Below are 26,600 nucleotides of genomic sequence, written 5' to 3' on the forward strand. Positions count from 1 at the left end.
GCGATTTTCGCCGGGCATGGAAATCTTTCGTCTGACGTGCATGAGAAGCATAGAAAAGGGAAAGAGCCATGACCGGTGACATAGATTACGACCTCCACCGCTTCATCGACGCGCAGAACGGCATCTACGAACAGGCTCTTGCGGAGTTGCGAGCCGGTCGCAAGCGCTCTCACTGGATGTGGTTCATCTTCCCCCAGATCGCCGGTCTCGGAACGTCTTCCATGGCGGAGAAATATGCCATTCGCTCCGCGGAGGAGGCCTCAGCCTATCTCGGTGATCCGATCCTCGGCAGCCGTCTTTTGCGCTGTGTCGAGGCAGTCCTCTCCGTCAACGGTCGAAGCGCTCACGATATCATGGGCTCCCCGGATGACCTGAAGCTGCGTTCGTCCATGACATTGTTTGCCGCGGTCAGCGATCACGGCTCGCCCTTTCACAAGGCGATCGATCGCTTTTACGACGGAAAATTCGACGAACGGACGATTTCCATCCTGAGCGCCGGCAAGGATTAGCGGGGGGAATGCTCCAGCGCGGCAATCTCCTCGGAGATTTCCTCGATGCGCTGTTTCAGCTCGTTTTCCGTACCGTCATCCACTTCTTCCTCGCCGAAGCAATAACGCGCGTCGTACAGTTCGAGCTTGGCTTCAAGCTCGGCACGTCTGGCATATAGGCGCCGGAGATAAGTGTAGTTCATCTCTGCCTCCAGATTGCTTCCAGATCAGCAGAAAAACGGCCTGGCAACCACAAGGTTCCCCCGCCGCGTCGATCTCAGCCGAAGGCGGAGATCGCCACGTTGCAGGCCTTTTCGAAATGACAGGAACAGCCGCCATCCGCCATGGCTTGGCGGGTGACGCGCGCGCCTTCGAGCAACAGCGTCAGCGTATCGGCCAGAAGTTCCGGCTCGCGCGCGCCGGCTGCCACGCACAGCGCCGCGAGGCGGTTGCGCTGCATCGCCTTGTGGCGCTCGATCAACTCGTGTGCCGGATGGCCTTCGCCCTTCAGTTCGATTGCGGCATTGGCGAGATCGCAACCTGCGGGCTCGCCGTTCAGACAGTGCGCCCGGTTCTCGACCCAGGCAAGCAGCTGGCCGCGGGCATCGCCGGGATGGGCTGCCTCGAGATCGCGCCATATGCTCTCGGCCTTTTCGGAAGCGCGGCGCAGTGTTTCGCAGACCAGCTCGTCCTTGGAGCCGAAATGCCTGTAGAGGGTCATCTTGTTGGTGGCCGCCGCATCCGCAATGGCATCGACGCCGATGCCGCGAATGCCCCGCTCGCGGAAAAGCTCCGAAGCGGTCGAAACGATCCGCTCCCGCGGAGGGATTCGATCGTCTGAAACAACTGCGGAGATTTCGTTCAATGATTCTGCTTTTTTCGCGGACGAAGTCCTTGACATCGATGTGACCGATCGGTAACAAGTCTATTGTTACTTACCGGTAACACCACTCTCTGCAGAAGTCAATGCCAGGAGCGTTTGGCAGCGGGAGTGGAACACGGGCGACCGCCCACGAAAGGAGGACTGCACCATGAGAAAGACCAGAGAAGACTTGACCATTTCCGAAGCCCTTCGCGACCCGCTGATCGCCATGGTGCTGCGCGCCGATGGCGTGAAGCTTGACGATTTCAAGCAGCTCCTTGAGACGGCCGCACGTAAACGCGAGCCGCGTTCCTCCACGGTGAGCGATATGATCGGGTCCTTTGCCAGCCGCGCCAATCTGCCGGCGATGCCCTGCTTCGGCTGATCTGACCGCTGGCCTCAACAAGGCCCGATCGGCACTGGGGTTAAGCCCTGCCCCAGACGGGCTGCCGCTAGCAAGCGGCAGCCCTTGCGATATGGCGATACCGGTTCACGCTTGTCGCTCCCGTCAAGACGGACCTGTCCGATGGCAACCCTGACAATCCGAACGGTTCTGCCGGCCGCGGTCAGTCGACGCTCGCCGCCGGCGACGCCGTCATCATGACGACGCCCACCGGCGGTGGCTTCGGCAGGCCGCAGAGGGGGCGCCAGCTTGCCGCCGCTGACCGCCATGCCTGGCCGGAGACATAGCCTGCATCCGATCAGCCGGTACCTGCTCTGATGAAACAAAACTCGCGCTGCGGCTGGTTGTTCCGGCATAAGCTCGGGACGTATTGCGCCGGCGAGCGATCGCGCATCGGACGGCGGTTTTTGTCTCCAAAGATTTTGGGATTTGCTTCGCGAGCCGCTATGCCATAGTAATGTAACAAGTTCGCGTGATATCAGAGGTGCGTTGAATTGGACGGCAAAACATCCCCCGCAGTCTATCCCGAAGACGAAAGCCAGGCTGAAGAGAACGGCGCCAAGGGTGCGCGCCGCGCGCGCGTCAGCGGCATCGACCGCGCGCTGCAGGTGATCGACCACCTCTATGAAACGGGATCGCCGGCGGGCGTCTATGCCATTGCCAAGGCGGTGAAGGCACCGCTTTCGACGGTCTATGTCATCGTTGACGATCTTGTCGAAAAGAACATGCTGACACGCCAGTCCGACGGTTCGATCTGGCTCGGCTCGCGGCTCTACCACTACGGCCTTGCCTATGCCCGTTCGCTCGATTTCATGAGCGTTGCCACGCATGAAATGCATGACCTTTGCCGTCAGGCCGGGGAGACCGTGCAGGTGTGCGGCCGCGACGGCGACTACATGCTGGTTCTCGCCATGGCGGACGGTCCGAGCCATTTTCAGGTCGCCTCGCGCGTTGGCACACGCGTACCGCTCAACTGGACGGCATCCGGCCGTCTTCTCGTCGGCCATCTGCCGGAAGAGGAGCGCATCGAACTCTTCAAGCGTTGCGCCCGCTCGTCGCCGACGGGGCGCGCCGAAATCGACGCGGCAACCCTGTCTGAAGCGGCGGGTAAAGCCTTCGAATCGCGCCTGTCGATCCAGGCTGGCGAATCCGACTATGCGGTCGCCTGCATCGCCTCACCAATCTGCGATCGCGACGGCCAGTGTGTTGCCACCATTTCCATCGTTCTCCCGGAGCAGAAGGCCTTTTCGGACGAAAGCCACTATACCGCGCATGTGCGCAGTTCTGCCGAACGCATCGAAAAGCTGATGGGCTGGCGCGGCCACTGAGCTCTGCCTAAAGGGGGCGAAGCGCCGCCATCTTCTCGAGATCGGCCCTGGCGCCCCGCGCTACCGGCTTATTCGCCTGCCAGATAAGGCGGCTCCTTGTTCGCGTAATATTTCGCCGCCGCGTCGATTTCCTCCGGCGTCATGGCGCGGGCGACATTGCGCATCTGGCTGCTGATATCGTTCTGGCGCGAACCGGATACGAAGGCCAGAAGCTGCGTCTTCAGGTACAATTCCGACTGGCCTTCCAGCCAGGGGCTGCCGAGCTTGTTCTCGATGCTCCCGTGGCAGGAACCGCAAGGCGCGATGCCGCGTGTCGGCGCGCCGCTGGCGACGATCCGCGGAACGGGATTGCCGCCGGGCGGATGGAAACCCGGCAGTCGCGGCAGGTAGGAATAATATGCGGCCAGGTCCTGCATCTCCTGCTCGGTCAGCTTCACGGCAAACGGGCTCATGACCGTGTTGACGCGCACACCGTCCTTGAAGTCACGAAGCTGCTTGTAGATGACGCTTGCATACTGACCGGCAAGATTGGGAGAGTCGGCGCGGCTGACGCCCGTCGGGCCATGACAGATCGCGCATTGCTGGGCCAGGGTCGCGCCTCGCCCGATCGCCTCCTCGTCCCGCTTTCTCGGCACCGCCGTCGCGACCTTGACCAGGGACGTCCTGTAATCGGGCTTGACCGTTTCGGAAGGCGCTCCCGGTCGCGGCAATCCGGCGGCCTTGCAGATGGAATCCCAAATGCCGGCCACCTGCTCTCCTGCTTCCAGGCGCGGCAGCAGCACGAAACCCAGACCTGCCGCGACGATGAAGATCCCGGCCGTGAGGCTGACGCTCACGACTGTCCAGCGATTGCGGAAGCTGATCAGTTTTTCCCCGGCCATCACCGTTCTCCGACATAGACTGCAGGCACGGACGTGTCGTCACGGACGGCAAGCTGAAGAATTGGATATCCGTAATTCGTGATGGTCAGCCCGATCATGAGCGCGATCCACAGCCCATAGCTGTTGAGTGCCGCAGGCACCCGGGTCGGCGGATGAACAGCAACCGCGAAACGATATTCCTCGGCCTGTTGCGGCTCTGCAAGCTGCGTACGGACCAGAATGGCGATGAAGAGAATGCCGGCCGCAACCAGAATGAACCCGCCGAATGCCGAGAACACGACGGACAAAGCCTCGTTGGCAAGCGCCGGATCCGTATAGTCGAAGAACGACATTCGGCGCGGCATGCCAAGGATGCCGACATAGTGCCACGGGAATGTCGTCACGATCATTCCGATGAACCACAGCCAGAGCTGCAGCCTGACGAGCCGGAGGCTTGCGATCGGGCGACCGGTCAGATGGGGCCAGAGATCGTAGGCGATCGCAAAATACATGATGACGATCGCGCCGCCGAAGATGAGATGAAAGTGCCCGGTGATCCACTGCGTATTGTGGATCGACGCGTCGAGCTGGTAGCTCATGTTGATGAGGCCGCCCGCACCGCCGAAGCCGAGCATGATGAAGGAGAACGTCACCGCCAGCATGATCGGATTGCGCCAGGGCAGCACCTTCAGCCAGCCGAATATGCCCCGGCCGCCCCGCGCGCGGGCGGCGATCTCCACCGACGCACAGATAGTGAAAACCGTAAGCAGCGTCGGCAGTGCGACGAGGGCCGTAAAGGCGGAATGGATGAACTTGAAGCCTGCGCCCACCTGCGGATCGGCAAAGGCGTGGTGGATGCCGATCGGCATTGCGACGACCAGGAACAGAATGAAGGAGATCCGCGCCATCGTATCGCTGTAGATTCGCCCGCCGATCGAACGCGGGACAATCGTATAGTAAGCGATATAGGTCGGCATCAGCCAGAAGTAGACGATGGCATGCAATGTCCACGAGAAGAACACGCGGGCAAGACCCGCATCGATCGTTGACTTGAAGCCGAGCGCCACCGGAATGATCTGCAGCAGAAGCTCGAGTGCTGCCCCGACCGCAGTCCAGCCCCAGAGATACGATCCGGCGACATTGGCAAACATCGGCAGCGGCACCGGAACACCGGGATTGACCTTTTTCCAGGCCGCGAGATTGACGGACATCAGCGCCACCCAGATCCAGGAACCGACGACGACCATCACGACGCCGATATAGTAGAAGGGACTTCCGATCAGCGGCGGGTAGAAGGTGTAGAGAACAGAAGCCATGCCCAGGGCCACCGGGATCATCGCGATGACCGAACCGACGGCGATCAGCCAGAATCCGGCCCACGCCCAGCGCACGCCGATCAGATGCTGCTTCAGGGAGGACTCGCTGATCGCATAGCCGAAGGCCATTGCCACAAGGGTCGGGAACACATAGCCCATGACGGTGCCGTGCGCCGTCAGCGAGCGGTAATACCATTCCGGATTGTTGACCCAGGGCGACAGGGGGCTGCGCACATACATCTGCCAGGCGCCGAGCAGCAGTGCGACGCCGAATACCGCAAAGGCCAGCCAGAAATGCGCGAGGATCAGTCTGCGATTATGGAGCACAGGAAAGCCTCCTCTTGTCCGCCATTTCCGAGAGGAACTGTTGCTTGTCCACGACCTTCACCCTTGCCCACATGCCTTCATGGCCGACACTGCAGAACTCCTGGCAAGGCATCAGGTGGTCCCCCGGTGCTGCGAAACTCGCTTTCTGGACCGAGACGTAGCCCGGCACCAGCATCGTGTTGATGTTCGTGCCCTGGATGAGGAACCCGTGCACCACGTCTGCGCTGGTTGCGCGGAATGTGACCGGCGTTTCCGCAGGAACCACGATGCAGGGCGGCGAGAAGGAATATTGCTGGCCGATCGCCCGTACCGTTACCGAGCCATCGGATTCGATTGCGCTGCCGAGATTGGATTCGACGAATTCGCCCGCGAGATGGATCGTGGTCGGGTCGATCGTCTCGACGGTCGTCTGCGGCATCGTCGCGTTGTGAACACCGGCATAAGCCGCCATTCCCGCCAGAAACACGATGATGAGGACTGCAACGGTCGCCCAGCGCCGTTCGACGCGCTCGGAAACTGCCACTGCCTGATTATGCATATCGGTCATCAACCGCTCCTGGGCACGAAGACAAGCAGATAAAAAAGGATCCACATGAGAACGACGATCGCGGTCGCGATACCCGCGACGACGACGGCACCACGCGGCCCTTCGGCGACGATCTGTTCGACGAGAGCATCGTCAGGAGCGCCTGCAGGATCTTCCGAATTGATCATGACGTCCTCATTGGAGTGGAGCGGAACGGAGTTTGTTTGCCTCGGCCGCACTGACCGGCGTGCCGCGATTGCCCCAGGCCGTCCTGATGTAGGACACCACCGCGGCGACCTCGTCATCGGACAGCGTCACGGCAAAGGGCGGCATGCCGTGCGGCATGGGGTTCTTTTCCGTCGCCGGCGGATAGCCGCCGTTCAGCACCATGCGGATGCCATTGACGGCCGATTCCATCTGGATCGACTGGTTTCCGGCGAGCGGCGGATAATGCGGCGGCCGGCCTTCGCCCTGGGCGCCGTGGCAACTGGCGCACTGCTTGTCATAGACGGACTTGCCGAGACTGATGAGAAGGCTCGCCTCCTCGGTCCGGACAGATGATCGAGGCGGCGTCGGCTCATCCTGCGCGATGCTTTTGAGGTAGACCGCCATGGCGCGGATATCCTCGTCCGTCATGTACTGGAGGCTGTTGAAGACCACTTCCGCCATCGGGCCGTAGACAGCGCCACGCGTCGAAATGCCCTTTTGCAGGAGATCGGAAATCTCCTCGATCGACCATTCGCCCAGCCCGGCCTCCTTGTTGGAGGTCAGCGACGGCGCATACCAGTCCTGCATCGGGATCAGCCCGCCCTGGAAAGCTTCCGATTCACGGCTTCCGCCGAGCGCATTGATCGGCGTGTGGCACATGCCGCAATGTCCGAGACCTTCGACCAGATAGGCGCCCCGGTTCCATTCGTCGGATTGCTTGGGATCCGGCTTGAACTCGCCCTCCTTGAAGAAGAGCGTCCTCCACCCGAGAATGAGGGAGCGGTTGTTGTAGGGGAAGTCGAGTTCATGCGCGCGGTTCGGCTGACGCACGGGCGCGATCGTCTTCAGATAGGCGAAGATCGCGTCGCTGTCCTCGCGCGTGACCTTGGTATAGGAGGCAAACGGCATGGCCGGATAAAGCAGGCCTCCATCCGGGTAGCGGCCATGATGCATCGTATTATAGAAGTCGTCGGCGGACCATCTGCCGATGCCGGTTTCATCCGGCGTGATGTTTGACGTATAAAGCGTGCCGAACGGTGTCGGCATGGCGCGGCCACCCGCGAAGAGCTTGCCTTCGGGCGCCGTATGGCAGGCCACGCAGTCTCCGGCGCGCGCGAGATATTCCCCCTTTTTGACCACGTCGGAGGGAGCCTGCTGCGGGGACTGCGCCGCAACCGGCGACAGAGCTGCCGTGAGTGCCACGATCGACGACAGGGCGAGGGCAGACAGAACTCTCATATATGCGCTCATGGCTTGTTGCCCTCCGGCTGGCTGCCGCATGCGAAAGGCAGGGAATAGGATCCCGCAGGAGACGGCGCGGGATCTGCCGGCTCGGGCTGATTGGCGAGATAGGCGGCGACGGCACGCACGTCGTCTTCGGTCAGGTGCCCGGCCACGAGCTGCATGCAGTCCGGTGCGATCGCCGTGCGCGTGCCGTAGCGCCATCCGCCGAGCTGCGCGCTGATATAGCTCGCCCGTAATCCGAGCAGGCCGGGAATTCCGGGCGCCTGTCCGGTCAGCGCGCCGCCGTGACAGCTCACGCAGGCCGGAATCGAACGGTCGAGGTCGCCCTGCGTGACAAGCGCGTGGCCATGATCGAGGACCGCCTGGCTGACGTCAGGCGGAGATTGCTCAGGCAGGGCCGGACGCTGGTCGCCAAAATATTCCGCAAACTGTCGCAGATAATCATCGGTCAAATAGGCGAGCAGATAGTTCATCGGCGGATATTTGCGCCGGCCGGATTTGAAGGCTTCCAGCTGGTTGTAGAGATATCCGGCCGGCTTGCCCGCAAGCCGCGGGAAATAAGGGTCGTTCGTGCCCTTCCCTTCAACGCCATGGCAGGGCGTGCAGGCTTGGACGCGCTCCGCCATATCGGCCGGATAGGGTCTGGCTTCCTGGGCAGAGGCAAGACTTGCGCCCAGGAAGAAAAGACAGCATGCCAGGAAGGCCTCTCGTATGGGCACTACGTTTCTCCGAAGCACAATCACAGAACAGCGAAAATCTCGTTGGGCGGAGCCCAGAAAGGCTTGAAATCTGCGAGCTGGAGAATCTGTCTCCGGTCCGCGCCGAATAAGTAGCCGTATTCGACGGCCCTCGCCTTGACAGAAGTCAAGAAAGCGGACGATCTGCTTGACATTAGCGATTTTTTCATGGGGTCAGGCGACCCGCCGGAGGTCGCCTGTCTGGAAAGGAGAGCCGATCGAAATCCCTCAGCCTTCGAAGATCGACCAGGCCATGTCGCGCAGATGGTCCGGATCGGCGATCGCATCGACCGTCGATATCTGGTCGCCCTCGAAGCTCAGCATCAGCACAACGCGCAACTGGCCCTCGATGAAGACAACAAGGCCCACTTCGTCGTCAACAAGCGCCACTCGTGCCGACGTCGCCCGTCCCTTGAAGCTTTCGGCGACGGCAGCGGCGCCGCGAAGCGGAACGACGTTGCCGAGACGAGTGGCGGCTGCATCCGGACGGAACACGGCGTCCGGCGCAAGGACTGCGATCAGCCCCTCGATATCGCCGTTGCGGGAGGCGGTGAGGAAGGCTTCGGCGATGCTCCGCTTGCGCGCGAGATCGACGTCCGGGGTTTCCGGCTGCCCCTGCACCCTGCGGCGAGCCCGGCTGGCAAGCTGGCGGGCGGCGGCGGCACTTCGCCCGATGACCGTGGCAATCTCTTCAAAGGGCAGATCGAACATGTCATGCAGCACGAAGGCGACGCGTTCGGCCGGCGAAAGTGTTTGCAGGACGACGAGCAGCGCAAGGCCGACCGAATCGGCAAAGGCCGCTTCCCGTTCCGGATTGCTGGCGATATCGACGATCGCGCCATGCGCCGGCAGGTCGAGCGGCTCTTCGCGGCGCGTCTTGCGCGAGCGCAGCATGTCGAGGCAGATGCGTGCCACGACCGTCGTCAGCCAGCCGCTGAGATTATCGACATCGTTCCTGTCGGATCGTGTCAGGCGCAGCCACGCCTCCTGTACCGCATCCTCCGCCTCCGAGCGGGAGCCGAGCATGCGGAAGGCGACAGCCCGCAGATGCCCGCGGTTCGCCTCGAATTCGTCGGCCAGCCATCTTTTCTCGCCCATCTGCCCATTCCTCATCCTGTTGCGTCAAAGACCATGACGAACGGAAGCGGGACGATGTGACAGGAAAGGCATCACATCAAGCCCGGTGAAATTTTGCCGGCGACTTGACCTGCCGCGTTTTTCATTGGCTGATGGCGCGCCTATCCCTCCCAATGGTGTTTCCCGATGTCCCTCCGATTTGACAGTTCCAAACAATATGCCGCCTTCCTGTTCGACATGGACGGGACGATCCTGAGTTCGACTGCGTCGGCAGAACGCGTCTGGGGGCGCTGGGCTGCGCGACACGGGCTGGATGTGGAGAAATTCCTGCCGACCATGCATGGATCGCGCGGGATCGACACGATCCGCCGGCTGAACCTTCCGGGTGTCGATGCCGAAGCGGAAGCAGCGGAGATCACCGAAGAGGAAATCCGCGACGTCGAGGGCGTCGTGGCATTGCCGGGTGCCGCCGATTTCCTGGCTTCGCTTCCGCCGAACCGGTGGACGATCGTCACCTCCTCCCCGCGCCGCCTTGCGGAGCGGCGCCTCGAGGCCGCCGGGCTTCCTCTGCCGCAGGCGATCGTGACCGCGGAAGACGTGACGATCGGCAAGCCCGACCCGCAATGCTATATTCTCGGCGCGGAGAAACTCGGCTTCGCGACGCATGAATGCCTGGTCTTTGAAGACGTCGAAGCCGGCGTGAAGGCCGGGACGGCAGCGGGCGCCGATGTCATGCTGATCACGGCGGCAGGCCACAAACATTCGCTGCGAGGATATCCCGAGATCGAACATTATGCCGACGCGACCGTTGTCATTGCTGACAGCGGCCACCTTTCGATCAAGTTCTGATTGCCTGCCGCGCCTGCCGGAAAGGAAGTGCCATGAAACCGGAAGTCATCTGCCTGATGATGTCGTCGCTCGACGGTGGCCTGCACCCGAGCAAGTGGACGGAAAGCCCTGATGGCGGCCGCAAGGAATGGACGGCGCTCTATCAGAAGACGCATGAGGAACTCCAAGGCGATGCCTGGATCGTCGGGCGTGTCACGATGGCCGAAATGGCGAAAGGCGAGCCGCATCCGCCGCAATCTGCCGGGGCGGTGGAACGGCCGCACCGTTTTGCCGATCGCAAGGCCGGCAGCTACGCGATAGCCCTCGACACGTCGGGCAAGCTGCATTTCACGCAGCCCGACATCGATGGCGACCATATCGTCGTCATCCTCGGCAATAGCGTGCCGGACCGGCATCTTGCGGAACTTGCCGCCGACGGCATCTCCTACATCGTCTCGCCATCTGCCGAGATCGACCTGGCCGCAGCGCTCGACGTGCTGGGGAAGGAACTCGGCATCCGCAAACTGCTGCTCGAAGGCGGAGCGGCGATCAACGGCGCCTTCTTTGCCGCGGGGCTGATCGACGAATTCCATCTGCTTGTCGCCCCGGCCCTGGACGGCAGCGGCGGCCAGCCTGTCGTCACCTTCGAGGGCGGACTGGCCGGCAGAACACAGCTCTCGCTGCTCTCGGCAGAGACGAAAGACAACGGCGCCGTTGCCCTGCGCTATAAGGTCCACGCCCGACGGGAATGATGGAAATCGGCGGTGCGCGTCCGAACAAGCCCTTTGCCTCCCGAGGGGCAGCTGCCGCGGTTTGCTTCTCAGCTTTTCCCCGTCCTCGTCACATTCTCTCATCCCGATCCGTCAACGCCATGACGAACGAAAGCCAGCAACCAGCGGGCTGCGCGTCAAACGGACCACGTTATCAGGAGATCGAACATGCAAGAGAGAATGGGAAATCCGGCCCTCGTCATCCCGGAAGCCATGCAGGCACTGAATGCACTTGGCAAACTGCCGGCCGCAGCCGGACTTGCGCCGGGATTTCTGGAAATCGTCTATCTTCGGGCCAGCCAGATCAATGGCTGCAGCGTTTGCATTGACGGGCATTGGCGCATCGCCCGCAAACACGGAGAGACCGACGAACGGCTCTTTGCCGTCGCCGGCTGGCGCGACGCGCCCTATTACAGCGATGCCGAACGCGCGGCACTGGCACTGACGGAGGCCGTCACCCGTCTCGGCGACCGCGCCGATCCGGTGCCGGACGAGGTGTGGGACGAGTGCACCCGCCATTACGACGGCAAGAGCCTTGCGGCCCTCGTCATCGCAATCGCCAATATCAACGTCTGGAACCGGCTGAACGTTGCCACCCGGCAGGTTGCAGGTCAGTGGAAGCCGTAACTGGCGGCTTGCCTTCAATCAGATGATGCCGCCGCCGCCGGAAACGGAGGCGGGGCGTTCGGCGGCGACCTTCTTGCGGTAGCCGCTGGCACGGTAGGTGGCGACCGGGTCGATCGCGCCGCCGGCGCGGCGGCGGGCCTCGGCCAGGATCGGCTCGACATCGGCACGGTAGGCCCGCTTCAGTGTCTCCGACGCCATCAGCGCGTCATTGTCCTGCTGGTATCCGTCGAGCGCCTTGCGGTCGACGATCAGGGCCTGCGCATAGGCGCGGCGAATCTCATTGGCGCTGTTGATCAGGCTTTCGATCGGGTCGGTCACATTGTGCGACTGGTCGATCATGTGGGCCGGGTGAAAATCGTTCACACCGCGCTGATCGGCGTCCACGAGCTCGTTGAAGACGAGGAACAGCCGGTAGGGCTCGATCGCGCCGGCATCGAGATCGTCGTCACCATATTTCGAATCGTTGAAATGGAAGCCGCCGAGCTTGCCGAACTGGATCAGGCGGGCAACGATCATCTCGATGTTGGTGTTCGGCGCATGATGACCGAGATCGACGAGGCAATAGGCTTTCGGACCAAGCGTCTGGGCGATCAGATAGTTCGTGCCCCAATCCTGTACGACCGTCGAATAGAAGGCCGGCTCGTACATCTTGTGCTCGGAGAACAGCCGCCAGTCGTCGGGAAGCGCCTTGTAGATATCGGCCATCGAGGCGAGATAGCGCTCGAAAGCCTTGGTGAAATTGCTCTGGCCCGGGAAGTTCGAACCGTCGCCGATCCAGACGGTCAGCGCCTTGGAGCCGAGCGCCTTGCCGATCTCGATGCATTCGAGATTATGCTCGACTGCCTGCCGGCGGGTCGCCGCATCCGTGTGGCTGAGCGAACCGAATTTGTAGGTCAGCTTCTGGCCGGGTGCGTCCGAGAAGGTGTTGGAATTCATCGCGTCGAAGCCGAGGCCGAGCGCGTCGCCCTTCGCCTTCAGCTCCTTCACATCGGTCTTGTCCCAGGGGATATGCAGGGACACGGTCGGCGTTGCCTGCGTCAGCTGGTTGATGACGGCGCAATCGTCGAGCTTGTCGAAAATGCCGCGCGGCTCGCCCGTGCCGGGGAAGCGGGCAAAGCGCGTGCCGCCGGTGCCGACACCCCAGGAGGGGACCGCGACGGTGAATTCCGCGACCTTGCGGGTAATCGCCTCGATATCGACGCCACGGCGGGCGAGCGTTGCGCCCAGCGCCTCGTAGTCAGCCTTCAGCGCGGCGGCGCGCCTGTCGTTTTCCGTCGCGACCAGATCCGGCGCAATCCTGAATTCAGCCATGTCTTCCTCCCAGAGATTTATGGCGGTGGGCAAAGCCCGCCGCTTGCTGTCAGCGCGTGAAGCTCTGAACGTTGCCCGCATCGACATTGATGATGTTGCCGGTCGACTTGGCAGACAGATCGGACGCCAGGAAGTAGACGGCTTCGGCAATGTCTTCCGGGAAGACGTTGAGCTTCAGCATGGAGCGCTTGCGGTAATGTTCCTCGAGCTCGTCCACCTCGATCTTCGAGGAGGCCGCCCGCTGTTCGCGCCACTCGCCGCTCCAGATCTTCGAGCCGCGCAGCACCGCATCCGGATTGACCGTATTGACGCGGATACCGGCTTCTGCGCCCTCGAGCGCAAGGCAACGGGCAAGGTGGATTTCGGCGGCCTTTGCGGTGCAATAGGCAGCCGCGTTGGGCGAAGCGGCAAGACCGTTCTTCGACGCGATGAAGACGACATTGCCGCCGAGCGCCTGACGGCGAAACAGGCGGAAGGCTTCACGAGAAACCAGGAAATAGCCGGTCGCGAGAATGTCGATATTGCGGTTCCACATCGAAAGCTCGGTCACTTCGATCGGCGCCGAGGAAGCGATGCCGGCATTCGAGACGAGAATGTCGATACCGCCGAATTCGACGCAGGATTCGGCAAAGGAAGCGATGACCGCATCTTCCTTGGTGACGTCGAGCTTTACCGTGCGCACAGCGTCAGCGCCGTACTTCTTGACGAATTCCGCTTCGGTCGATTCCAGTGCCGCCTGATCGATATCGGCAAGCACCACGCAGGCGCCCTCGCCGACCAGACGCGCGGCTGTTGCGCGGCCGATGCCGCCGGCGCCGCCGGTGACGAAGGCGACCTTGCCGGCCAGGCTCTTCGGCTTCGGCATGCGCTGCAGCTTGGCCTCTTCGAGCAGCCAGTATTCAATATCGAAGGCTTCCTGCTCCGGCAGGCCCTGGTATTCGGAGACCGTCGAGGAACCACGCATCACGTTGATGGCGTTGACGTAGAATTCGCTGGCAATGCGGGCCGTCGCCTTGTCGCGGGCAAAGGAAAGCATGCCGACGCCCGGCACCAGGAAAATGACCGGATTGGCGTCACGCATAGCCGGCGAATTGTCATGTTTGCAGGCATTGTAATAGCGGGCGTAATCGGCACGATAATCTTCGAGCGCCTTGTCGAGGCCGGCGATGATGGCATCGACGTCAGGCTTTGCCGGATCGAAATCGACGATCAGCGGGCGGATCTTGGTGCGCAGGAAATGGTCCGGGCAGCTGGTGCCGAGCGCGCCGAGCGGGCGCAGGTTCCTGGAATTGACGAATTCCAGCACCGCGTCCTGATCGTCGAAATGACCGAGCTTGCGCTCCTGCTTGCCGATGCGGCCACGAATTTCCGGCATCAGCCGGGCAGCGATGGCGCGACGCTCGGCGACCGGCAGACTTTCGACGGCAGCACCGCCGAAGATCGTCTTGCCTTCCGTCCGGCCGGCAAACCATTCGATCGCCTTGTTGATGATATCGAGTGTCAGTTCGTAGCAGGCCTTGGCATCGTCAGCCCAGGTGAAGAGACCGTGGCTCTCGAGGACGACACCCTTGGCGTTCGGGTTCGCCTTGACGAAGGCTTCGAGGTCGAGGCCGAGCTGGAAGCCCGGGCGGCGCCAGGGTAGCCAGCCGATCGCGTCACCGAAGACCTGCCTGGTCAATTCCCGGGAATTCTTGGAGGCGGCAATCGCGATGATCGCGTCCGGATGCATGTGATCGACATGCGTATAAGGCACGAAACCGTGCAGCGGCGTGTCGATCGAGGCGGCGCGGCCGTTCAGGTTGAAGGTGCAATGCGGCAGGAAGCCGACCATGCGGTCCTCGTCCTCGACACCCTTGTAGATGCCCTTCAGCGATTCCAGCTTGTCCTGATAGAGCGTTGCGAAACCGTCGAGCTTGATCGTGCCGACGTCGCCGCCCGAACCCTTGACCCAGAGAACCTTGACTTTGCCGCCGGTCAACGGATCGGTTTCCATGACCTTGGCCGAGGTATTGCCGCCACCGTAATTGGTGATGCGCTTGTCGGCGCCGAGCAGATTCGAGCGATAGAGGAGCTTGCCGGGCTCATCAAGGCCCGCCGCGTAAGCATCATCCCACCGGTTCTCGAGAAGTCGAACCTTTGCCGCCATGTCATCCTCCCATATAGGCTTGCGGGGCGCGGCGATGAGCGCGCCCTTTCGCTCACGGTATCGCGCATCGAAATGGCGCTTGTCAATCGAAAACGATCAAAATCGATTATGTTGCATCGCAATATGAAAATTTATGATCGTTTCTGATTGACAGGCTTTAACGGATACGAAATAAATATGACAAGAGGAGGAGCCCAATGCACGAACGCGAACGCCATCGCATTATCTTAAGCGCCGTTCAGGAAAAGTCCGTCGTTACGATTCAGGACATTTCCGAACTGACGGATGCTTCTGAAGCGACGATAAGGCGCGACATTGCGGCTCTTCATGTGCAGGGCAAGATCCGGCGCGTGCGTGGCGGCGCGGAGGCCGTCCACCCGCCGCAGCTCGGCAATCTCGCGGGGCGGCCCTTCAGGGTTTCAGAATCCGTCAACATCGATAAAAAGCGCTCAATCGCGCGCGCAGCCGTCGATCTCTGCGAAGCGGGCGACGCCATCATCATCAATGGCGGCACCACGACCTTCCAGATGGTGCATTATATGGCCGGCCATCGCATGCAGGTCATGACCAATTCCTTTGCTATCGCCGAACATCTGGTGAAGCATTCCAAGAACACGGTGACGGTGCCGGGCGGCGCGATCTATCGCGAGCAGAGCCTGATCCTGTCGCCTTTCGACAATGATGCGATCCGCAATTTCTATGCGCGGCGCATGTTCATCGGCGCCCAGGGCGTCGGCCCGCTCGGCATCATGGAGGCGGACGCCCTCATCATCCAGAGCGAGCAGAAACTGATGCACCAGGCCGACGAGCTTGTCGTCATGGTCGATTCAAGCAAATTCAATCGCCGGTCGAGCCTCATTCTTTGCCCGCTCGACCGCGTTTCTGTGGTCATCACCGATGACGGCATCTCGGAGGAAGCGGCGCGCATGATCGAGAATGCCGGCATCCGGCTCGTTGTCGCAAGCCCGGTGGCCCAGGTTGTGAAGGAGGATTCCTCGTCGGTCGCATGAGGCGCCGCCGGGGTGTGGAAGTCTAATCTTAGTGGGAGGACATGACATGAAACTTGCAAAGACACTTGCGCTCGGCGTAGCGCTCGCCGTCGCCATGATGGCCGGCAACGCCAGCGCCAAGGACATCAAGATCGGCCTCGTCGTGAAGTCGCTCGGCAACGGCTTCTTCGACGCCGCCAACAAGGGTGCTCAGGAAGCAGCCAAGGAACTCGGCGGCGTGGAGGTGATCTACACCGGCCCGACGACGACGACGGCCGAAGGCCAGATCGAAGTCATCAACTCGCTGATCGCGCAGGGCGTCGACGCCATCGCGATCTCGGCAAACGACCCGGACGCCGTCGTTCCGGCTCTGAAGAAGGCTGCCCAGCGCGGCATCAAGGTCATCTCCTGGGACTCCGGCGTTGCTCCGGAAGGCCGCATCCTGCAGCTCAACCCGTCTTCCAACGAGCTGATCGGCAAGATGTGCCTGACGCTCGCCAAGGATCATCTGGACGGCGGCAAGGGCGACTTCGCCATCCTGTCGGCGACGACGACCTCGACCAACCAGAACATCTGGATCGACCAGATGAAGAAGCAGCTCAAGGACTTCCCGGGCCTCAACCTCGTCACCACGGTTTACGGCGACGACCTCTCGGACAAGTCCTATCGTGAAGCCGAAGGCCTGCTGAAATCCAACCCGAACGTCAAGGTCATCGTCGCTCCGACGACGGTCGGCGTTCTGGCCGCCTCCAAGGTCGTCGAAGACAAGGGTCTGGTCGGCAAGGTCTACGTGACCGGTCTCGGCCTGCCGTCCGAAATGGCCGGTGCGATCAAGTCCGGTGCGACGAAGGAATTCGCCATCTGGAACCCGATCGACCTCGGCTACTCCGCAACCCAGATCGCCTATCGCCTTGTGAAGGGTGATACCGACGGCAAGCCCGGCAGCGAAATCGAAGCCGGCCGCATGGGCAAGATCAAGGTTGGCGACAACGGCGAAGCTGCCATGGCCGATCCCTTCGTCTACAATGCCTCGAACATCGACCAGTTCTCCAAGGTCTTCTGATTTTCAGAGATCATGAACAGACACCCGGCGGCCCTACCGCCGGGCTTCTCTTTCGATGGTGGTAAGCTTGCTGATGACCCCTGCCCTTCAACACCCCGTCCCGGACGCAAAAGCCGATGACGTACCCGCCATTCTGGAAATGCGCGGCATCTCACAGATCTTTCCGGGCGTCAAAGCGCTCGATAATGTCAGCATCGCGCTCTATCCCGGCAAGGTGACGGCACTGATCGGCGAAAACGGCGCCGGCAAGTCCACGCTCGTCAAGATCCTGACCGGCATCTACCGCCCCAACGAGGGCGAAATCATCGTCGATGGCAAACCGGCACATTTTGCGACGGCGCAGGCCGCCATCGACGCCGGCGTGACTGCCATCCATCAGGAAACCGTGCTCTTCGACGAGCTTTCGGTTGCCGAAAATATCTTCCTCGGTCACGCGCCGCGCACCCGCTGGCGCACGATCGACTGGAGCGAGATGAACAACCGCTCCCGGGCGTTGCTGACCTCGCTCGAAAGCAATATCGATCCGACGATCCGCCTGAAGGACCTCTCGATTGCGCAGCGCCATCTGGTGGCGATCGCTCGCGCCCTGTCGATCGAGGCCCGCATCGTCATCATGGACGAACCCACTGCCGCCCTCTCGCGCAAGGAGATCGACGACCTCTTCCGGATCGTCGAGGGCCTGAAGGCGAGTGGCAAGGCCATTCTCTTCATCAGTCACAAGTTCGACGAACTCTACGAGATCGCCGACAATTATGTCGTCTTCCGCGACGGCCGCGCTGTCGGTCATGGCAAGCTCAAGGAAACGCCGCAGGACGAAATCGTCCGCATGATGGTTGGCCGCGACGTTGAAAACGCCTTCCCGAAGATCGACGTGGCAATCGGCGCGCCGGTGCTCCAGGTCGAGAAATACAGCCACCGCACCGAATTCCGCGATATTTCGCTGACGCTGCGCAAGGGCGAAATCCTCGGTATCTACGGCCTGATTGGCGCCGGACGCTCGGAACTCGCCCAATCGCTCTTCGGCATCACCAGGCCGCTCTCTGGCAGGCTGACGCTTGAAGGCCAGGAGATTTCGATCAACTCGCCGCATGAGGCCATCCGCGCCGGTATCGTCTATGTGCCGGAAGAACGCGGCCGTCACGGCCTGGCGCTTCCGATGCCGATCTACCAGAACATGACGCTGCCATCGCTGGCGCGCACGTCGCGCAAGGGCTTCCTGCAGGCGGCCGAAGAATTCGCGCTCGCGCGCAAATATGCCGAGCGGCTGGACCTGCGTGCCGCTGCCCTTTCCGTGCCGGTCGGTACACTTTCGGGCGGCAACCAGCAGAAGGTCGTCATCGGCAAGTGGCTGGCGACCAAACCGAAGGTCATCATCCTCGACGAGCCGACCAAGGGTATCGACATTGGCTCGAAGGCTGCCGTTCATGGCTTTATCAGCGAACTTGCGGCCGAAGGCCTCTCCATCATCATGATCTCCTCCGAACTGCCCGAGATCATCGGCATGTCGGACCGTGTGCTGGTCATGAAGGAAGGCCTGTCGGCCGGACTCTTCGAGCGCGATCAGCTTTCGCCGGAAGCGTTGGTGCGCGCGGCGACGGGAAATGCGTGAGGTGACGGCATGATGAGACTGATCAGAAAACGCGAAACCCTGCTCTTTGCCATCATCGTGGTGATGATCGCTGTCTTCTCGACGCGTGCGGCAGATTTCGCGACCCCGGACAATCTCGCCGGCATCTTCAACGATACGGCGATCCTCATCATCCTGGCGCTTGCCCAGATGACGGTGATCCTGACGAAATCGATCGACCTTTCGGTTGCGGCCAACCTCGCCTTCACCGGCATGGCGATCGCGATGATGAATGCGGCCTTTCCCGGACTGCCGCTGATCGTGCTGATCCTTGCCGCAGTCGTGATCGGCGCGGCTCTCGGTTCGATCAACGGCTTCCTCGTCTGGCGCCTCGAAATCCCGCCGATCGTCGTCACCCTCGGCACGCTCACCATCTATCGCGGCATGGCCTTCGTGCTGTCGGGCGGCGCCTGGGTCAACGCACACCAGATGACGCCCATCTTCCTCTCCGTTCCGCGCACGCCGATCCTCGGCCTGCCGGTCCTGAGCTGGGTTGCGATCATCATCGTCGCGCTGATGTACATGCTGCTGCGCTACAGCCAGTTCGGCCGCTCAGCCTATGCGACCGGCGGCAACCCGACGGCCGCCGTCTATGCCGGTATCGATACGGGCAAGACGAAATTCCTGGCCTTCGTGCTGTCAGGCGCGCTTGCCGGCCTTTCCAGCTATCTCTGGGTCTCGCGCTACGCAGTCGCCTATGTCGATATCGCCAACGGTTTCGAACTCGACAGCGTCGCGGCCTGCGTGATCGGCGGCATTTCCATTGCCGGCGGCGTCGGCTCGGTTGCCGGCACCGTGCTCGGCGCACTCTTCCTCGGCGTCATCAAGAACGCCCTTCCCGTCATCGGCATTTCGCCTTTCACGCAGATGGCGATCTCGGGAACCGTCATCATCCTCGCCGTCGTCTTCAACGCAAGGCGCGAGCGCAATCGCGGGCGCATCATCCTGCGTGACCGCGCAGCAGCGGAGGTCGCAGCATGAGCATGGTTTCCTCCAGTCCCGAAAAGCGCGTCATTCCCGATCGTCTCGGCACGCCGTTCAGGCGCATCATGGCGAGCTGGGAAGTGCTGCTTTTCGGCGTGGCCGTCCTGATCTTCATCTTCAATTCCGTGGCCTCGCCCTATTTCCTCGATGCCTGGAACCTCTCGGACGCGACCTTCAACTTCACCGAAAAGGCAATGATCGCCTTTGCCATGGCGCTGCTCGTCATTGCCGGCGAGATCGACCTGTCGGTTGCCGCCATCATTGCGCTTGCCTCGACGGCGATGGGGGCTGCGGCTCAGGTCGGCGTCGGCACGCCGGGCCTCGTGCTGATCGGCATCGGCACGGGCCTGCTCTGCGGCATCTTCAACGGCTTCCTTGTCTCGGTGCTGAAGCTGCCGTCGATCGTCGTCACGATCGGCACGATGAGCCTGTTCCGCGGCATTTCCTACATCGTGCTCGGCGATCAGGCCTATGGCAAATACCCGGCGGATTTCGCCTATTTCGGCCAGGGTTACGTCGTCTGGGTCTTCTCCTTCGAATTCGTGCTCTTCATCGTTCTGGCGATCCTCTTTGCCATCCTGCTGCATGCGACGAACTTCGGAAGGCAGGTCTATACGATCGGCAACAACGATTTCGCCGCCCGCTTCTCCGGCATCCCGGTCGAGCGCGTGAAATTCATCCTCTTCCTGCTGACCGGCGTGATGAGCGGAGTGGCCGCCGTCTGCCTGACCTCGCGCCTCGGCTCCACCCGTCCGTCGATCGCGCAAGGCTGGGAGCTTGAAGTCGTCACCATGGTGGTGCTCGGCGGCATCTCGATCCTCGGCGGCTCCGGCACAATCGGCGGCGTCGTCATTGCCGCCTTCGTCATGGGGCTCGTCACCTTCGGGCTTGGCCTGTTGAACGTGCCCGGCATCGTCATGTCGATCTTCATCGGCCTGCTTTTGATCATCACCATCGCCATCCCGATCATCGCCCGCCGCATCAAAGCCATGAGCGCCAAATGACCCTGGAAAAACACGCCTTCAAGATGAAGCTCAATCCCGGCATGGAAGCCGAATACAGGAAGCGGCACGACGAGATCTGGCCGGAACTGGTCGATCTTCTGCACCAGTCCGGCGCCAGCGACTATTCCATCCACCTCGACCGCGAGACCAACACGCTTTTCGGCGTGCTGACCCGGCCGAAGGATCACACGATGGCAAACCTGCCGGACCATCCCGTCATGAAGAAGTGGTGGGCGCATATGGCCGACATCATGGAAACCAATCCGGACAATTCGCCCGTCCAAAGCGACCTCGTGACCGTCTTCCACATGCCATGAGCGACTACCGCCACATCGCCGTTCTCGACATCGGCAAGACAAACGCCAAGGTCGTCGTGCTGGAAAGCGCGACAGGTGCTGAAATCGCGGTCCGCAAGCAGCCGAATACGGTCATCCGCGACGGCCTCTATCCGCATTACGATATCGAAGCGCTCTGGCGCTTCGCGCTTGCCGCTCTGAAGGCTTTTGCCAGCGAGCCAGGCTTCGACGCGATCTCGATTACCACACATGGTGCGGCCGCTGCCCTGCTGGGGGCTGACGGCAAGCTTGCCATGCCGGTCATCGACTATGAGCACGAATATCCGCAGGAGATCCGCGAGGCCTATGATGCGCTGCGCCCGCCTTTTGCCGAGACCTTCTCTCCGCGTCTGTCGATGGGGCTGAACATCGGTGCGCAGCTTCATTACCAGAAGACTGCATTCCCCGAAGAATTCGCGAATGCGGCTGTGATCCTGACCTATGCGCAATATTGGTCGGCGCGCCTGACCGGTGTCGCCGCAAACGAGACGACCTCGCTCGGCTGCCATACGGATCTCTGGAACCCGAAAACCGGCGCCTATTCCTCCCTGGTCGACACACTTGCCATTCGTGACCGGATGGCGCCGATCCGTTCGGCCTTCGATGCGCTTGGCCCCGTTCTGCCGGAGATCGCCGAAGAGATCGGCGTTTCCGTGCCTGTCTATTGCGGCATCCATGATTCCAATGCCTCGCTGCTGCCGCATCTCGTCGGCCGCAAATCGCCGTTTGCCGTCGTTTCGACCGGTACATGGGTCATCAATTTCGGCGTCGGCGGCGATCTCGACCATCTCGACGCGACGCGCGACGCGCTTGCCAATGTCGATGCCTATGGCCGTGCCGTGCCCTCCTCCCGCTTCATGGGCGGCCGTGAATTCGAAATGCTGTCGGCCGAGATCGGCCAGGTCGGGGATGCGGCAGCGAGTGCGGTCATCAATGACGTTGTGGCGAGGGGCATCATGCTGCTGCCGAATGTGGCACCGGGCTCCGGTCCCTTTCCCGGCAAGGTCAGTCGCTGGATCGGTGCGGAAAGCGCCAGCCGCGAGCAGCGCTTTGCCGCCGCCTGCCTCTATCTCGCATTGATGACCGAGGCCTGCCTCGGCCTGATCGGCGCCAAAGGCCCGATCATCGTCGAGGGTCCCTTCGCGTTGAACGAAACCTATCTGTCGCTGCTTGCCGCCATCACCGGCCGCGACACGATGGCGCTGCCGGGATCGACCGGCACCAGCCAGGGAGCGGCCCTTCTTGCCGGCATCAAGCCGGTATCCGGGGTTGAAAAACACGTCCCGCCTCGGCCGATTCCGGGCCTTCCCGACTACCGGAAGCGCTGGTACGCCGCGATGGAATAACAGTCTTTCCAAGAGTGGCCTTGTTCAAGTCGGCTGCGCCGCTAGTGTGGCACCTCCCGATCTGATGGAGGAAAGAGCATGACTGATTCATTCGACCCGCGCGCCGTGGCCACCAAGCTCCACGGCCTGCGCCAGGCCGGAAAGCAGGAACCGACGAGCGCCTTCCCGCTGCCGGCCGACCTGCAGCAGGCGATGGAAACGCAGAATGCCCTGAAGGCCGAAGAAGGTGTTGCAAGCAACGCCTGGAAGGTGACGGTTTCTCCCGAGGGGCAGCCGGTCACTGCGCCCCTCCATCCCTATGCCGAGACTGTCTCCGGCGCCACTATTGCCTGGTATCCGGGCCTGAAATTCGAAACCGAAATTGCCGTCCGCTTCGGCAGGGACCTGCCCTATCGCAAAGGCGCCCCCTACAGCCGCGCCGAAGTTCTCGATGCGATTTCCACCGCCTATCTCGGCGCCGAACTGCTGGTCAGCGCGGTCAAGGAAAGCGGCGCCGTCTCCTTCCTGCTTTTCCTTGCAGACCGCCTCGGCAACAGCGGCTACGTGCTCGGTCCCTCCATATCCAAGAGTATCATCGATACCGCCGCAAGCACGCCGCTGACGGTCACTCATGGCGGCAGGACGATCTATGACGGCCTCGCCAAGCACCCGAAGGGCGACGTCCTGTCCTGGCTGGTCGACTATGCCAACGATCCTCTGCGGCCGGAAAGTTCACTGAAGTCAGGCGCGCTCGTCACCACCGGCACGCTCAGCGGCGCCGTCGAACTCGCCGAACCCGGCGAGATCGATATCCGCTTTGGCGACGGCGCACGGCTGGTGTTCTCCGTCGTTTGACCTCGGCATTTTTCACGCCCAAACTGGGTGATTGTCATGCTGCCCCGCTTCTTGTATTAAACTTGAGTTTATGACGAAGGTTTATGCCGGCCATCTGGCCGGAGGCGGAAGTAGAAATGACGTTTCAACCGCGCATGCAGAACAGGATCCACGGCTTTTCCGTCACCAAGGGCGTCAACCGCCGGGTATGGAACGGTATCGTGGCCGATGTCTGGGATGTGGACTGCGCTCCCCGGTCCGGCGGCTATTATGTATCCCGGGACCCGCGGCTTTTCATCCTCCTCGAAAAGCGCGGGCCGGGCGATTCGCGGGTGAAACTTTCGCCGCGTGCGCACGGCACGGTGCAGGACGCAGAAAAGCGGCCGATCTCCTACGTTCCTGCCGACATGGAAGTCTGGGCCGATCTGGTGGATGTGCATTCCGTGCGCCATCTCGACATCCATTTCGACGTCGAGACCATCAGCCGCCGGCTCGGCGACGACCTTGATCCCCAGCGGCTTGCCAGCGCGCAACTTCTGTTTTCCGACGAGCGCCTGTTGTCGCTCGCCCAGCTGATCGCCGCCGAATGCGTCAATCCGCAGCCGCTGCATGATCTCTATGGCGACGGGCTGTCGCTCGCCCTCATCATCGATGTCCTGAAACTCACAAGAGTGCAGCCACGCAAGCGCAGCAAGCTTGCCGCCTGGCAGTTGCGGCGCGCCACGGAGTTCATCGAAGAGAATTGCCTGCGCAATATCCGCCTCGAAGAACTGGCCGCCGTCACCGGCCTGTCGCAATCGCATTTCAGCCATGCCTTCAAGGCTTCGACGGGCGTGGCGCCGCATCAGTATCAGACCAATACGCGCCTCGAGCGCGCAAAGCATCTGCTCCTCACGAGCGAATATCCCCTGACGACCATCGCCGTGGAAACCGGCTTTGCCGATCAGGCGCATTTTACCCGAGTCTTTCGCAAGCATCTCGGAACCACGCCGGCGAACTGGAAAAAGGCGCAGCTTGCCTGATTGCAACACTTCCGGGCATTTGCTTGCAATGCGGAAAATTGCCCAAGAACGTTCAATTTCCACCCGATCGCGACAATCCGCCTGATTAAATTTGAGTTAAACACTCGACTTATTCAAGGCCATACCGCGGCAGCAAGGGCCGTGGCACGAGTGGGGTAATCTATGCGAGCGCAGACCAAAGGGCTCATCTTCAGGACATGTTTACTGGCAGGAACGGCCGTCGCCGGCATCATGGCGGCATCCTCCGCTCCTGCTCAGGATGCCAATCCGACGCAACTGGCGCCGATCGTCATCCAGGACGGCGATGGCAGTGCCACCGGCCCGGTCAAAGGTTATGTCGCGAAGAACTCGTCTACCGGCTCCAAGAGCGATACGCCACTCAAGGAAATCCCGCAGTCGGTCTCCGTCATCGGCAGGCAGGAAATGGACGATCGCGGCATCACCAACAAGGTCGACGAGGCGCTGCTCTATACGCCCGGTGTCACGACCCAGCCCTTCGGCAACGATCCTGATACCGACTGGTTTTACATTCGCGGCTTCAACGCCACGCAGACCGGCGTTTTCTTCGACAACCTCAACCTCTTCAGCTACGGCTTCGGCGGCTTCCAGATCGACCCGTTCATGCTCGAGCGTGTGGAAGTTCTCAAAGGCCCGGCCTCCGTGCTTTACGGCGGCTCCAATCCCGGCGGCATCATCAATCTCGTGCGCAAGCGCCCGCTGGACGAGCCGTTGTATTACACAGATATCGGCATAAACAGTAACGGCAATGCCTTTACCGGATTCGACATTTCCGACAAGGTCGGCTCCAGCGATACGATGACCTATCGCCTCACCGGCAAGGTCGCGGGCGGCGACAATTACTCAGATTTCTCGCATGATTTCCGCGGCTTCATCATGCCGCAGCTGAAGATCGCGCCTGACGACGCGACGAGCTTTACCGTCTGGAGTTATCTGGGCGGCCTGGACCAGGTCCATACCGGCAACGGCTTCTTCCCCTATGTCGGCACGGTCGTGGACGCACCCTTCGGCAAGATCCCGCGCGACGCCTTCTACGGCGAGCCCGACCTCGACGACGGCAGCTATGTCCAGAAGATGGTGGGATACGAATTCGAGCATGAATTCGACGGCGGCGTGAAATTCACCTCGAACTTCCGCTACGGCCACCTCGACAAGCATGAGCAAGGCCCATATCTCAACGGCTATGTCGGCGGGACGCCGACAGCACCGGACTACAACCTTGCCCGCATCGGCTTCGAAGGCCGCTCCGGCGTCGATTCCGTCGGCATCGACAACCGCCTGGAGGGCGAGGCCGAACTCGGCGGCGCGACTCATAACCTGCTGGCCGGCATCGACTACAAGTACTACCGGCTGGACAACTGGCAGGCCTGCTGCGGCTCCAACCCGATCAGCGCAATCGATCCGGTCTACGGCACGCCCCAGGGCGCCAATTTCGTCTATGCCGATGGCATCGTCACCATGAAACAGATCGGCATCTACGCTCAGGACCAGATCCATTTCGGCGATGGCTGGCTGCTGACATTGAACGGCCGCTACGACCATGTCGATATCGATTCCGATGCCGCGATCGGAACGAGCTACAGCTTCGATGACGGCGCAGCCAGCGGTCGTGCCGGCCTTGCCTACGAGTTCGACAACGGCCTGACCCCTTATGTCAGTGTCGCAAGCTTCTTCAACCCCTTGATCGGCACCGGCATTTCCGGTCCTCTCAAGCCCGAGGAAGGCTATCAGATCGAAGGCGGCGTCAAATACGAGCCGACCTTCTTCGACGGAACGATCACCGCCTCTGTGTTCCAGATCGACAAGCGCAACAATGCCGTGACCAATCCGCTCACGTTCGAGCAGAGCCAGCTCGGCAAGGTCCGCTCGCGCGGCTTCGAACTCGAGAGCAAAGTCAACGTCAACGACAACTGGAAGGTCACTGCCGGCCTCGACTATACCGATATGGAAGTGCTGGAAAACGAAGCCAATCCTCTCCTCATCGGCAAATCCCCCTATATCACGCCGAAGGTCAAGGCTTCGCTCTGGGTCGATTACCTCGTCACGACGGGCACGCTGGAGGGCCTGAGCTTCGGTGCCGGCGTCCGGCATCAGGGCTGGTCATGGGCAGACGAAAACAACACCGAGAAGGTGCCGGCCGCGACCGTATTCGACGCCGCAATCCGCTACGAGAAGGAAAACTGGGCCGCCTCGCTCAACGTCGCCAATCTCTTCGACAAGGAATATGTTTCAAGCTGCCAGGGCCTGACGGTCTGCGGTTACGGCGATGCCCGCACGGTCACTTTCAAGCTCAGCAAGAAATGGTAAGTTGACAAATCGAGTTCAGTTTTTCAGGAAGCTG

The 26,600-nt window shown here is 61.6% G+C and carries 27 protein-coding genes; 16 read left to right on the top strand and 11 right to left on the bottom strand.

Going from position 1 to position 26,600, the window contains the following annotated elements; all coding sequences use genetic code 11:
* The first annotated feature begins 68 nt into the window (after window positions 1-68).
* Entirely contained in the window at window positions 69-509 is a 441-nt protein-coding gene (locus ACFPWW_RS16655) for a DUF1810 domain-containing protein (protein ID WP_377312585.1), read from the top strand.
* Here the strand turns inward: ACFPWW_RS16655 and ACFPWW_RS16660 are convergent.
* A complete protein-coding gene (locus ACFPWW_RS16660) occupies window positions 506-691 on the bottom strand; it encodes a hypothetical protein (RefSeq protein ID WP_377312586.1) in 186 nt (61 codons plus the stop codon). The two genes, ACFPWW_RS16655 and ACFPWW_RS16660, sit on opposite strands and share 4 nt — an antisense overlap.
* A 74-nt stretch (window positions 692-765) precedes the next feature.
* Window positions 766-1,389 carry a TetR/AcrR family transcriptional regulator gene (locus ACFPWW_RS16665; RefSeq protein WP_112570269.1) on the bottom strand — a complete coding sequence of 208 codons (624 nt, stop codon included), beginning with the start codon at window positions 1,387-1,389 and terminating at the stop codon, window positions 766-768.
* 130 nt (window positions 1,390-1,519) lie between these two features.
* Here ACFPWW_RS16665 and ACFPWW_RS16670 point away from each other — a divergent pair, with 130 nt between their 5' ends.
* Window positions 1,520-1,735: a hypothetical protein gene (locus tag ACFPWW_RS16670; RefSeq protein ID WP_112570271.1), complete on the top strand. Its 216-nt coding sequence runs from the start codon at window positions 1,520-1,522 to the stop codon at window positions 1,733-1,735.
* 512 nt (window positions 1,736-2,247) lie between these two features.
* A complete protein-coding gene (locus tag ACFPWW_RS16675) occupies window positions 2,248-3,081 on the top strand; it encodes an IclR family transcriptional regulator (protein ID WP_112570273.1) in 834 nt (277 codons plus the stop codon).
* Window positions 3,082-3,149: 68 nt separating this feature from the next.
* Here ACFPWW_RS16675 and ACFPWW_RS16680 read toward each other — a convergent pair whose 3' ends face one another.
* The 7 genes from ACFPWW_RS16680 to ACFPWW_RS16710 form a co-directional block, all read right to left on the bottom strand.
* Window positions 3,150-3,962: a c-type cytochrome gene (locus ACFPWW_RS16680; RefSeq protein WP_377312587.1), complete on the bottom strand. Its 813-nt coding sequence runs from the start codon at window positions 3,960-3,962 to the stop codon at window positions 3,150-3,152.
* Window positions 3,962-5,584 carry a b(o/a)3-type cytochrome-c oxidase subunit 1 gene (locus tag ACFPWW_RS16685; RefSeq protein WP_377312588.1) on the bottom strand — a complete coding sequence of 541 codons (1,623 nt, stop codon included), beginning with the start codon at window positions 5,582-5,584 and terminating at the stop codon, window positions 3,962-3,964. The genes ACFPWW_RS16680 and ACFPWW_RS16685 overlap by 1 nt, the downstream gene beginning before the upstream one ends.
* Entirely contained in the window at window positions 5,574-6,131 is a 558-nt protein-coding gene (locus ACFPWW_RS16690; protein WP_113497205.1) for a cytochrome C oxidase subunit II, read from the bottom strand. Before ACFPWW_RS16690 ends, ACFPWW_RS16685 begins: the two co-directional genes overlap by 11 nt.
* Window positions 6,131-6,298, bottom strand: a complete 168-nt coding sequence (locus ACFPWW_RS16695; RefSeq protein ID WP_377312589.1) for a hypothetical protein — start codon at window positions 6,296-6,298, stop codon at window positions 6,131-6,133. Before ACFPWW_RS16695 ends, ACFPWW_RS16690 begins: the two co-directional genes overlap by 1 nt.
* Window positions 6,299-6,305: 7 nt before the next feature.
* The gene (locus tag ACFPWW_RS16700; RefSeq protein WP_377312590.1) at window positions 6,306-7,556 is read right to left on the bottom strand and encodes a c-type cytochrome; all 1,251 of its coding nucleotides are present in this window, start codon (window positions 7,554-7,556) and stop codon (window positions 6,306-6,308) included.
* An 8-nt stretch (window positions 7,557-7,564) separates the two neighbouring features.
* Window positions 7,565-8,281 carry a c-type cytochrome gene (locus ACFPWW_RS16705; RefSeq protein WP_112755321.1) on the bottom strand — a complete coding sequence of 239 codons (717 nt, stop codon included), beginning with the start codon at window positions 8,279-8,281 and terminating at the stop codon, window positions 7,565-7,567.
* A gap of 246 nt (window positions 8,282-8,527) precedes the next feature.
* The gene (locus tag ACFPWW_RS16710; RefSeq protein ID WP_112755319.1) at window positions 8,528-9,397 is read right to left on the bottom strand and encodes a sigma-70 family RNA polymerase sigma factor; all 870 of its coding nucleotides are present in this window, start codon (window positions 9,395-9,397) and stop codon (window positions 8,528-8,530) included.
* A 165-nt stretch (window positions 9,398-9,562) separates the two neighbouring features.
* Here ACFPWW_RS16710 and ACFPWW_RS16715 point away from each other — a divergent pair, with 165 nt between their 5' ends.
* The 3 genes from ACFPWW_RS16715 (at window position 9,563) to ACFPWW_RS16725 (ending at window position 11,601) form a co-directional block, all read left to right on the top strand.
* Window positions 9,563-10,225: an HAD-IA family hydrolase gene (locus ACFPWW_RS16715; protein ID WP_377312591.1), complete on the top strand. Its 663-nt coding sequence runs from the start codon at window positions 9,563-9,565 to the stop codon at window positions 10,223-10,225.
* 32 nt (window positions 10,226-10,257) lie between these two features.
* Window positions 10,258-10,956, top strand: a complete 699-nt coding sequence (locus ACFPWW_RS16720) for a RibD family protein (protein WP_377312592.1) — start codon at window positions 10,258-10,260, stop codon at window positions 10,954-10,956.
* Window positions 10,957-11,142: 186 nt separating this feature from the next.
* Entirely contained in the window at window positions 11,143-11,601 is a 459-nt protein-coding gene (locus tag ACFPWW_RS16725; RefSeq protein ID WP_112570290.1) for a carboxymuconolactone decarboxylase family protein, read from the top strand.
* A gap of 18 nt (window positions 11,602-11,619) precedes the next feature.
* On the opposite strand, the gene rhaI is transcribed toward ACFPWW_RS16725, so the two are convergent.
* Both rhaI and ACFPWW_RS16735 read right to left on the bottom strand, forming a co-directional pair.
* Window positions 11,620-12,912 (bottom strand): L-rhamnose catabolism isomerase, encoded by a 1,293-nt coding sequence (gene rhaI / locus ACFPWW_RS16730; protein ID WP_112570292.1) that lies wholly within the window; start codon window positions 12,910-12,912, stop codon window positions 11,620-11,622.
* A gap of 49 nt (window positions 12,913-12,961) precedes the next feature.
* On the bottom strand, window positions 12,962-15,058 hold the full coding sequence (locus ACFPWW_RS16735; protein WP_377312593.1) for a bifunctional rhamnulose-1-phosphate aldolase/short-chain dehydrogenase: 2,097 nt from the start codon (window positions 15,056-15,058) through the stop codon (window positions 12,962-12,964).
* 197 nt (window positions 15,059-15,255) lie between these two features.
* Here ACFPWW_RS16735 and ACFPWW_RS16740 point away from each other — a divergent pair, with 197 nt between their 5' ends.
* The 10 genes from ACFPWW_RS16740 to ACFPWW_RS16785 all read left to right on the top strand — a co-directional run bounded on the left by ACFPWW_RS16740 (window position 15,256) and on the right by ACFPWW_RS16785 (window position 26,566).
* Window positions 15,256-16,068 carry a DeoR/GlpR family DNA-binding transcription regulator gene (locus ACFPWW_RS16740; protein WP_112570296.1) on the top strand — a complete coding sequence of 271 codons (813 nt, stop codon included), beginning with the start codon at window positions 15,256-15,258 and terminating at the stop codon, window positions 16,066-16,068.
* Window positions 16,069-16,114: 46 nt separating this feature from the next.
* Complete coding sequence (gene rhaS / locus ACFPWW_RS16745; protein WP_112570298.1) at window positions 16,115-17,110, top strand: rhamnose ABC transporter substrate-binding protein; 996 nt, start codon at window positions 16,115-16,117, stop codon at window positions 17,108-17,110.
* A 73-nt stretch (window positions 17,111-17,183) separates the two neighbouring features.
* A complete protein-coding gene (locus ACFPWW_RS16750) occupies window positions 17,184-18,719 on the top strand; it encodes a sugar ABC transporter ATP-binding protein (RefSeq protein ID WP_112703564.1) in 1,536 nt (511 codons plus the stop codon).
* Window positions 18,720-18,728: 9 nt separating this feature from the next.
* On the top strand, window positions 18,729-19,718 hold the full coding sequence (locus tag ACFPWW_RS16755) for an ABC transporter permease (protein WP_007825791.1): 990 nt from the start codon (window positions 18,729-18,731) through the stop codon (window positions 19,716-19,718).
* The gene (locus ACFPWW_RS16760) at window positions 19,715-20,725 is read left to right on the top strand and encodes an ABC transporter permease (protein ID WP_112753936.1); all 1,011 of its coding nucleotides are present in this window, start codon (window positions 19,715-19,717) and stop codon (window positions 20,723-20,725) included. Before ACFPWW_RS16755 ends, ACFPWW_RS16760 begins: the two co-directional genes overlap by 4 nt.
* A complete protein-coding gene (gene rhaM, locus ACFPWW_RS16765; protein WP_112753938.1) occupies window positions 20,722-21,042 on the top strand; it encodes an L-rhamnose mutarotase in 321 nt (106 codons plus the stop codon). Before ACFPWW_RS16760 ends, rhaM begins: the two co-directional genes overlap by 4 nt.
* Window positions 21,039-22,406 (top strand): FGGY-family carbohydrate kinase, encoded by a 1,368-nt coding sequence (locus ACFPWW_RS16770; protein WP_377312595.1) that lies wholly within the window; start codon window positions 21,039-21,041, stop codon window positions 22,404-22,406. Before rhaM ends, ACFPWW_RS16770 begins: the two co-directional genes overlap by 4 nt.
* A 78-nt stretch (window positions 22,407-22,484) precedes the next feature.
* Complete coding sequence (locus ACFPWW_RS16775) at window positions 22,485-23,240, top strand: fumarylacetoacetate hydrolase family protein (protein ID WP_377312596.1); 756 nt, start codon at window positions 22,485-22,487, stop codon at window positions 23,238-23,240.
* Between the two features lie 116 nt (window positions 23,241-23,356).
* Window positions 23,357-24,241, top strand: a complete 885-nt coding sequence (locus ACFPWW_RS16780; RefSeq protein WP_377312597.1) for a helix-turn-helix domain-containing protein — start codon at window positions 23,357-23,359, stop codon at window positions 24,239-24,241.
* A 162-nt stretch (window positions 24,242-24,403) separates the two neighbouring features.
* Window positions 24,404-26,566, top strand: coding sequence for a TonB-dependent siderophore receptor (locus tag ACFPWW_RS16785; protein ID WP_377312598.1), 2,163 nt, complete (start codon window positions 24,404-24,406; stop codon window positions 26,564-26,566).
* Window positions 26,567-26,600 lie beyond the last annotated feature (34 nt).

This window comes from Rhizobium sp. GCM10022189, assembly GCF_042656325.1.
Lineage (GTDB): Bacteria > Pseudomonadota > Alphaproteobacteria > Rhizobiales > Rhizobiaceae > Rhizobium.

Bases quoted from the DNA above. Each gene is read 5' to 3' on its own strand.
- ACFPWW_RS16750 (WP_112703564.1), top strand. From the start codon at position 17,184: ATGACCCCTGCCCTTCAACACCCCGTCCCGGACGCAAAAGCCGATGAC.
- rhaM (WP_112753938.1), top strand. From the start codon at position 20,722: ATGACCCTGGAAAAACACGCCTTCAAGATGAAGCTCAATCCCGGCATG.
- ACFPWW_RS16670 (WP_112570271.1), top strand. From the start codon at position 1,520: ATGAGAAAGACCAGAGAAGACTTGACCATTTCCGAAGCCCTTCGCGAC.
- ACFPWW_RS16785 (WP_377312598.1), top strand. From the start codon at position 24,404: ATGCGAGCGCAGACCAAAGGGCTCATCTTCAGGACATGTTTACTGGCA.
- ACFPWW_RS16715 (WP_377312591.1), top strand. From the start codon at position 9,563: ATGTCCCTCCGATTTGACAGTTCCAAACAATATGCCGCCTTCCTGTTC.
- ACFPWW_RS16775 (WP_377312596.1), top strand. From the start codon at position 22,485: ATGACTGATTCATTCGACCCGCGCGCCGTGGCCACCAAGCTCCACGGC.
- ACFPWW_RS16665 (WP_112570269.1), bottom strand. From the start codon at position 1,389: ATGTCAAGGACTTCGTCCGCGAAAAAAGCAGAATCATTGAACGAAATC.
- ACFPWW_RS16760 (WP_112753936.1), top strand. From the start codon at position 19,715: ATGAGCATGGTTTCCTCCAGTCCCGAAAAGCGCGTCATTCCCGATCGT.
- ACFPWW_RS16700 (WP_377312590.1), bottom strand. From the start codon at position 7,556: ATGAGAGTTCTGTCTGCCCTCGCCCTGTCGTCGATCGTGGCACTCACG.
- ACFPWW_RS16720 (WP_377312592.1), top strand. From the start codon at position 10,258: ATGAAACCGGAAGTCATCTGCCTGATGATGTCGTCGCTCGACGGTGGC.
- ACFPWW_RS16695 (WP_377312589.1), bottom strand. From the start codon at position 6,298: ATGATCAATTCGGAAGATCCTGCAGGCGCTCCTGACGATGCTCTCGTC.
- ACFPWW_RS16660 (WP_377312586.1), bottom strand. From the start codon at position 691: ATGAACTACACTTATCTCCGGCGCCTATATGCCAGACGTGCCGAGCTT.
- ACFPWW_RS16690 (WP_113497205.1), bottom strand. From the start codon at position 6,131: ATGACCGATATGCATAATCAGGCAGTGGCAGTTTCCGAGCGCGTCGAA.
- ACFPWW_RS16725 (WP_112570290.1), top strand. From the start codon at position 11,143: ATGCAAGAGAGAATGGGAAATCCGGCCCTCGTCATCCCGGAAGCCATG.
- rhaI (WP_112570292.1), bottom strand. From the start codon at position 12,912: ATGGCTGAATTCAGGATTGCGCCGGATCTGGTCGCGACGGAAAACGAC.
- ACFPWW_RS16735 (WP_377312593.1), bottom strand. From the start codon at position 15,058: ATGGCGGCAAAGGTTCGACTTCTCGAGAACCGGTGGGATGATGCTTAC.
- rhaS (WP_112570298.1), top strand. From the start codon at position 16,115: ATGAAACTTGCAAAGACACTTGCGCTCGGCGTAGCGCTCGCCGTCGCC.
- ACFPWW_RS16710 (WP_112755319.1), bottom strand. From the start codon at position 9,397: ATGGGCGAGAAAAGATGGCTGGCCGACGAATTCGAGGCGAACCGCGGG.
- ACFPWW_RS16740 (WP_112570296.1), top strand. From the start codon at position 15,256: ATGCACGAACGCGAACGCCATCGCATTATCTTAAGCGCCGTTCAGGAA.
- ACFPWW_RS16680 (WP_377312587.1), bottom strand. From the start codon at position 3,962: ATGGCCGGGGAAAAACTGATCAGCTTCCGCAATCGCTGGACAGTCGTG.
- ACFPWW_RS16655 (WP_377312585.1), top strand. From the start codon at position 69: ATGACCGGTGACATAGATTACGACCTCCACCGCTTCATCGACGCGCAG.
- ACFPWW_RS16780 (WP_377312597.1), top strand. From the start codon at position 23,357: ATGACGTTTCAACCGCGCATGCAGAACAGGATCCACGGCTTTTCCGTC.
- ACFPWW_RS16755 (WP_007825791.1), top strand. From the start codon at position 18,729: ATGATGAGACTGATCAGAAAACGCGAAACCCTGCTCTTTGCCATCATC.
- ACFPWW_RS16770 (WP_377312595.1), top strand. From the start codon at position 21,039: ATGAGCGACTACCGCCACATCGCCGTTCTCGACATCGGCAAGACAAAC.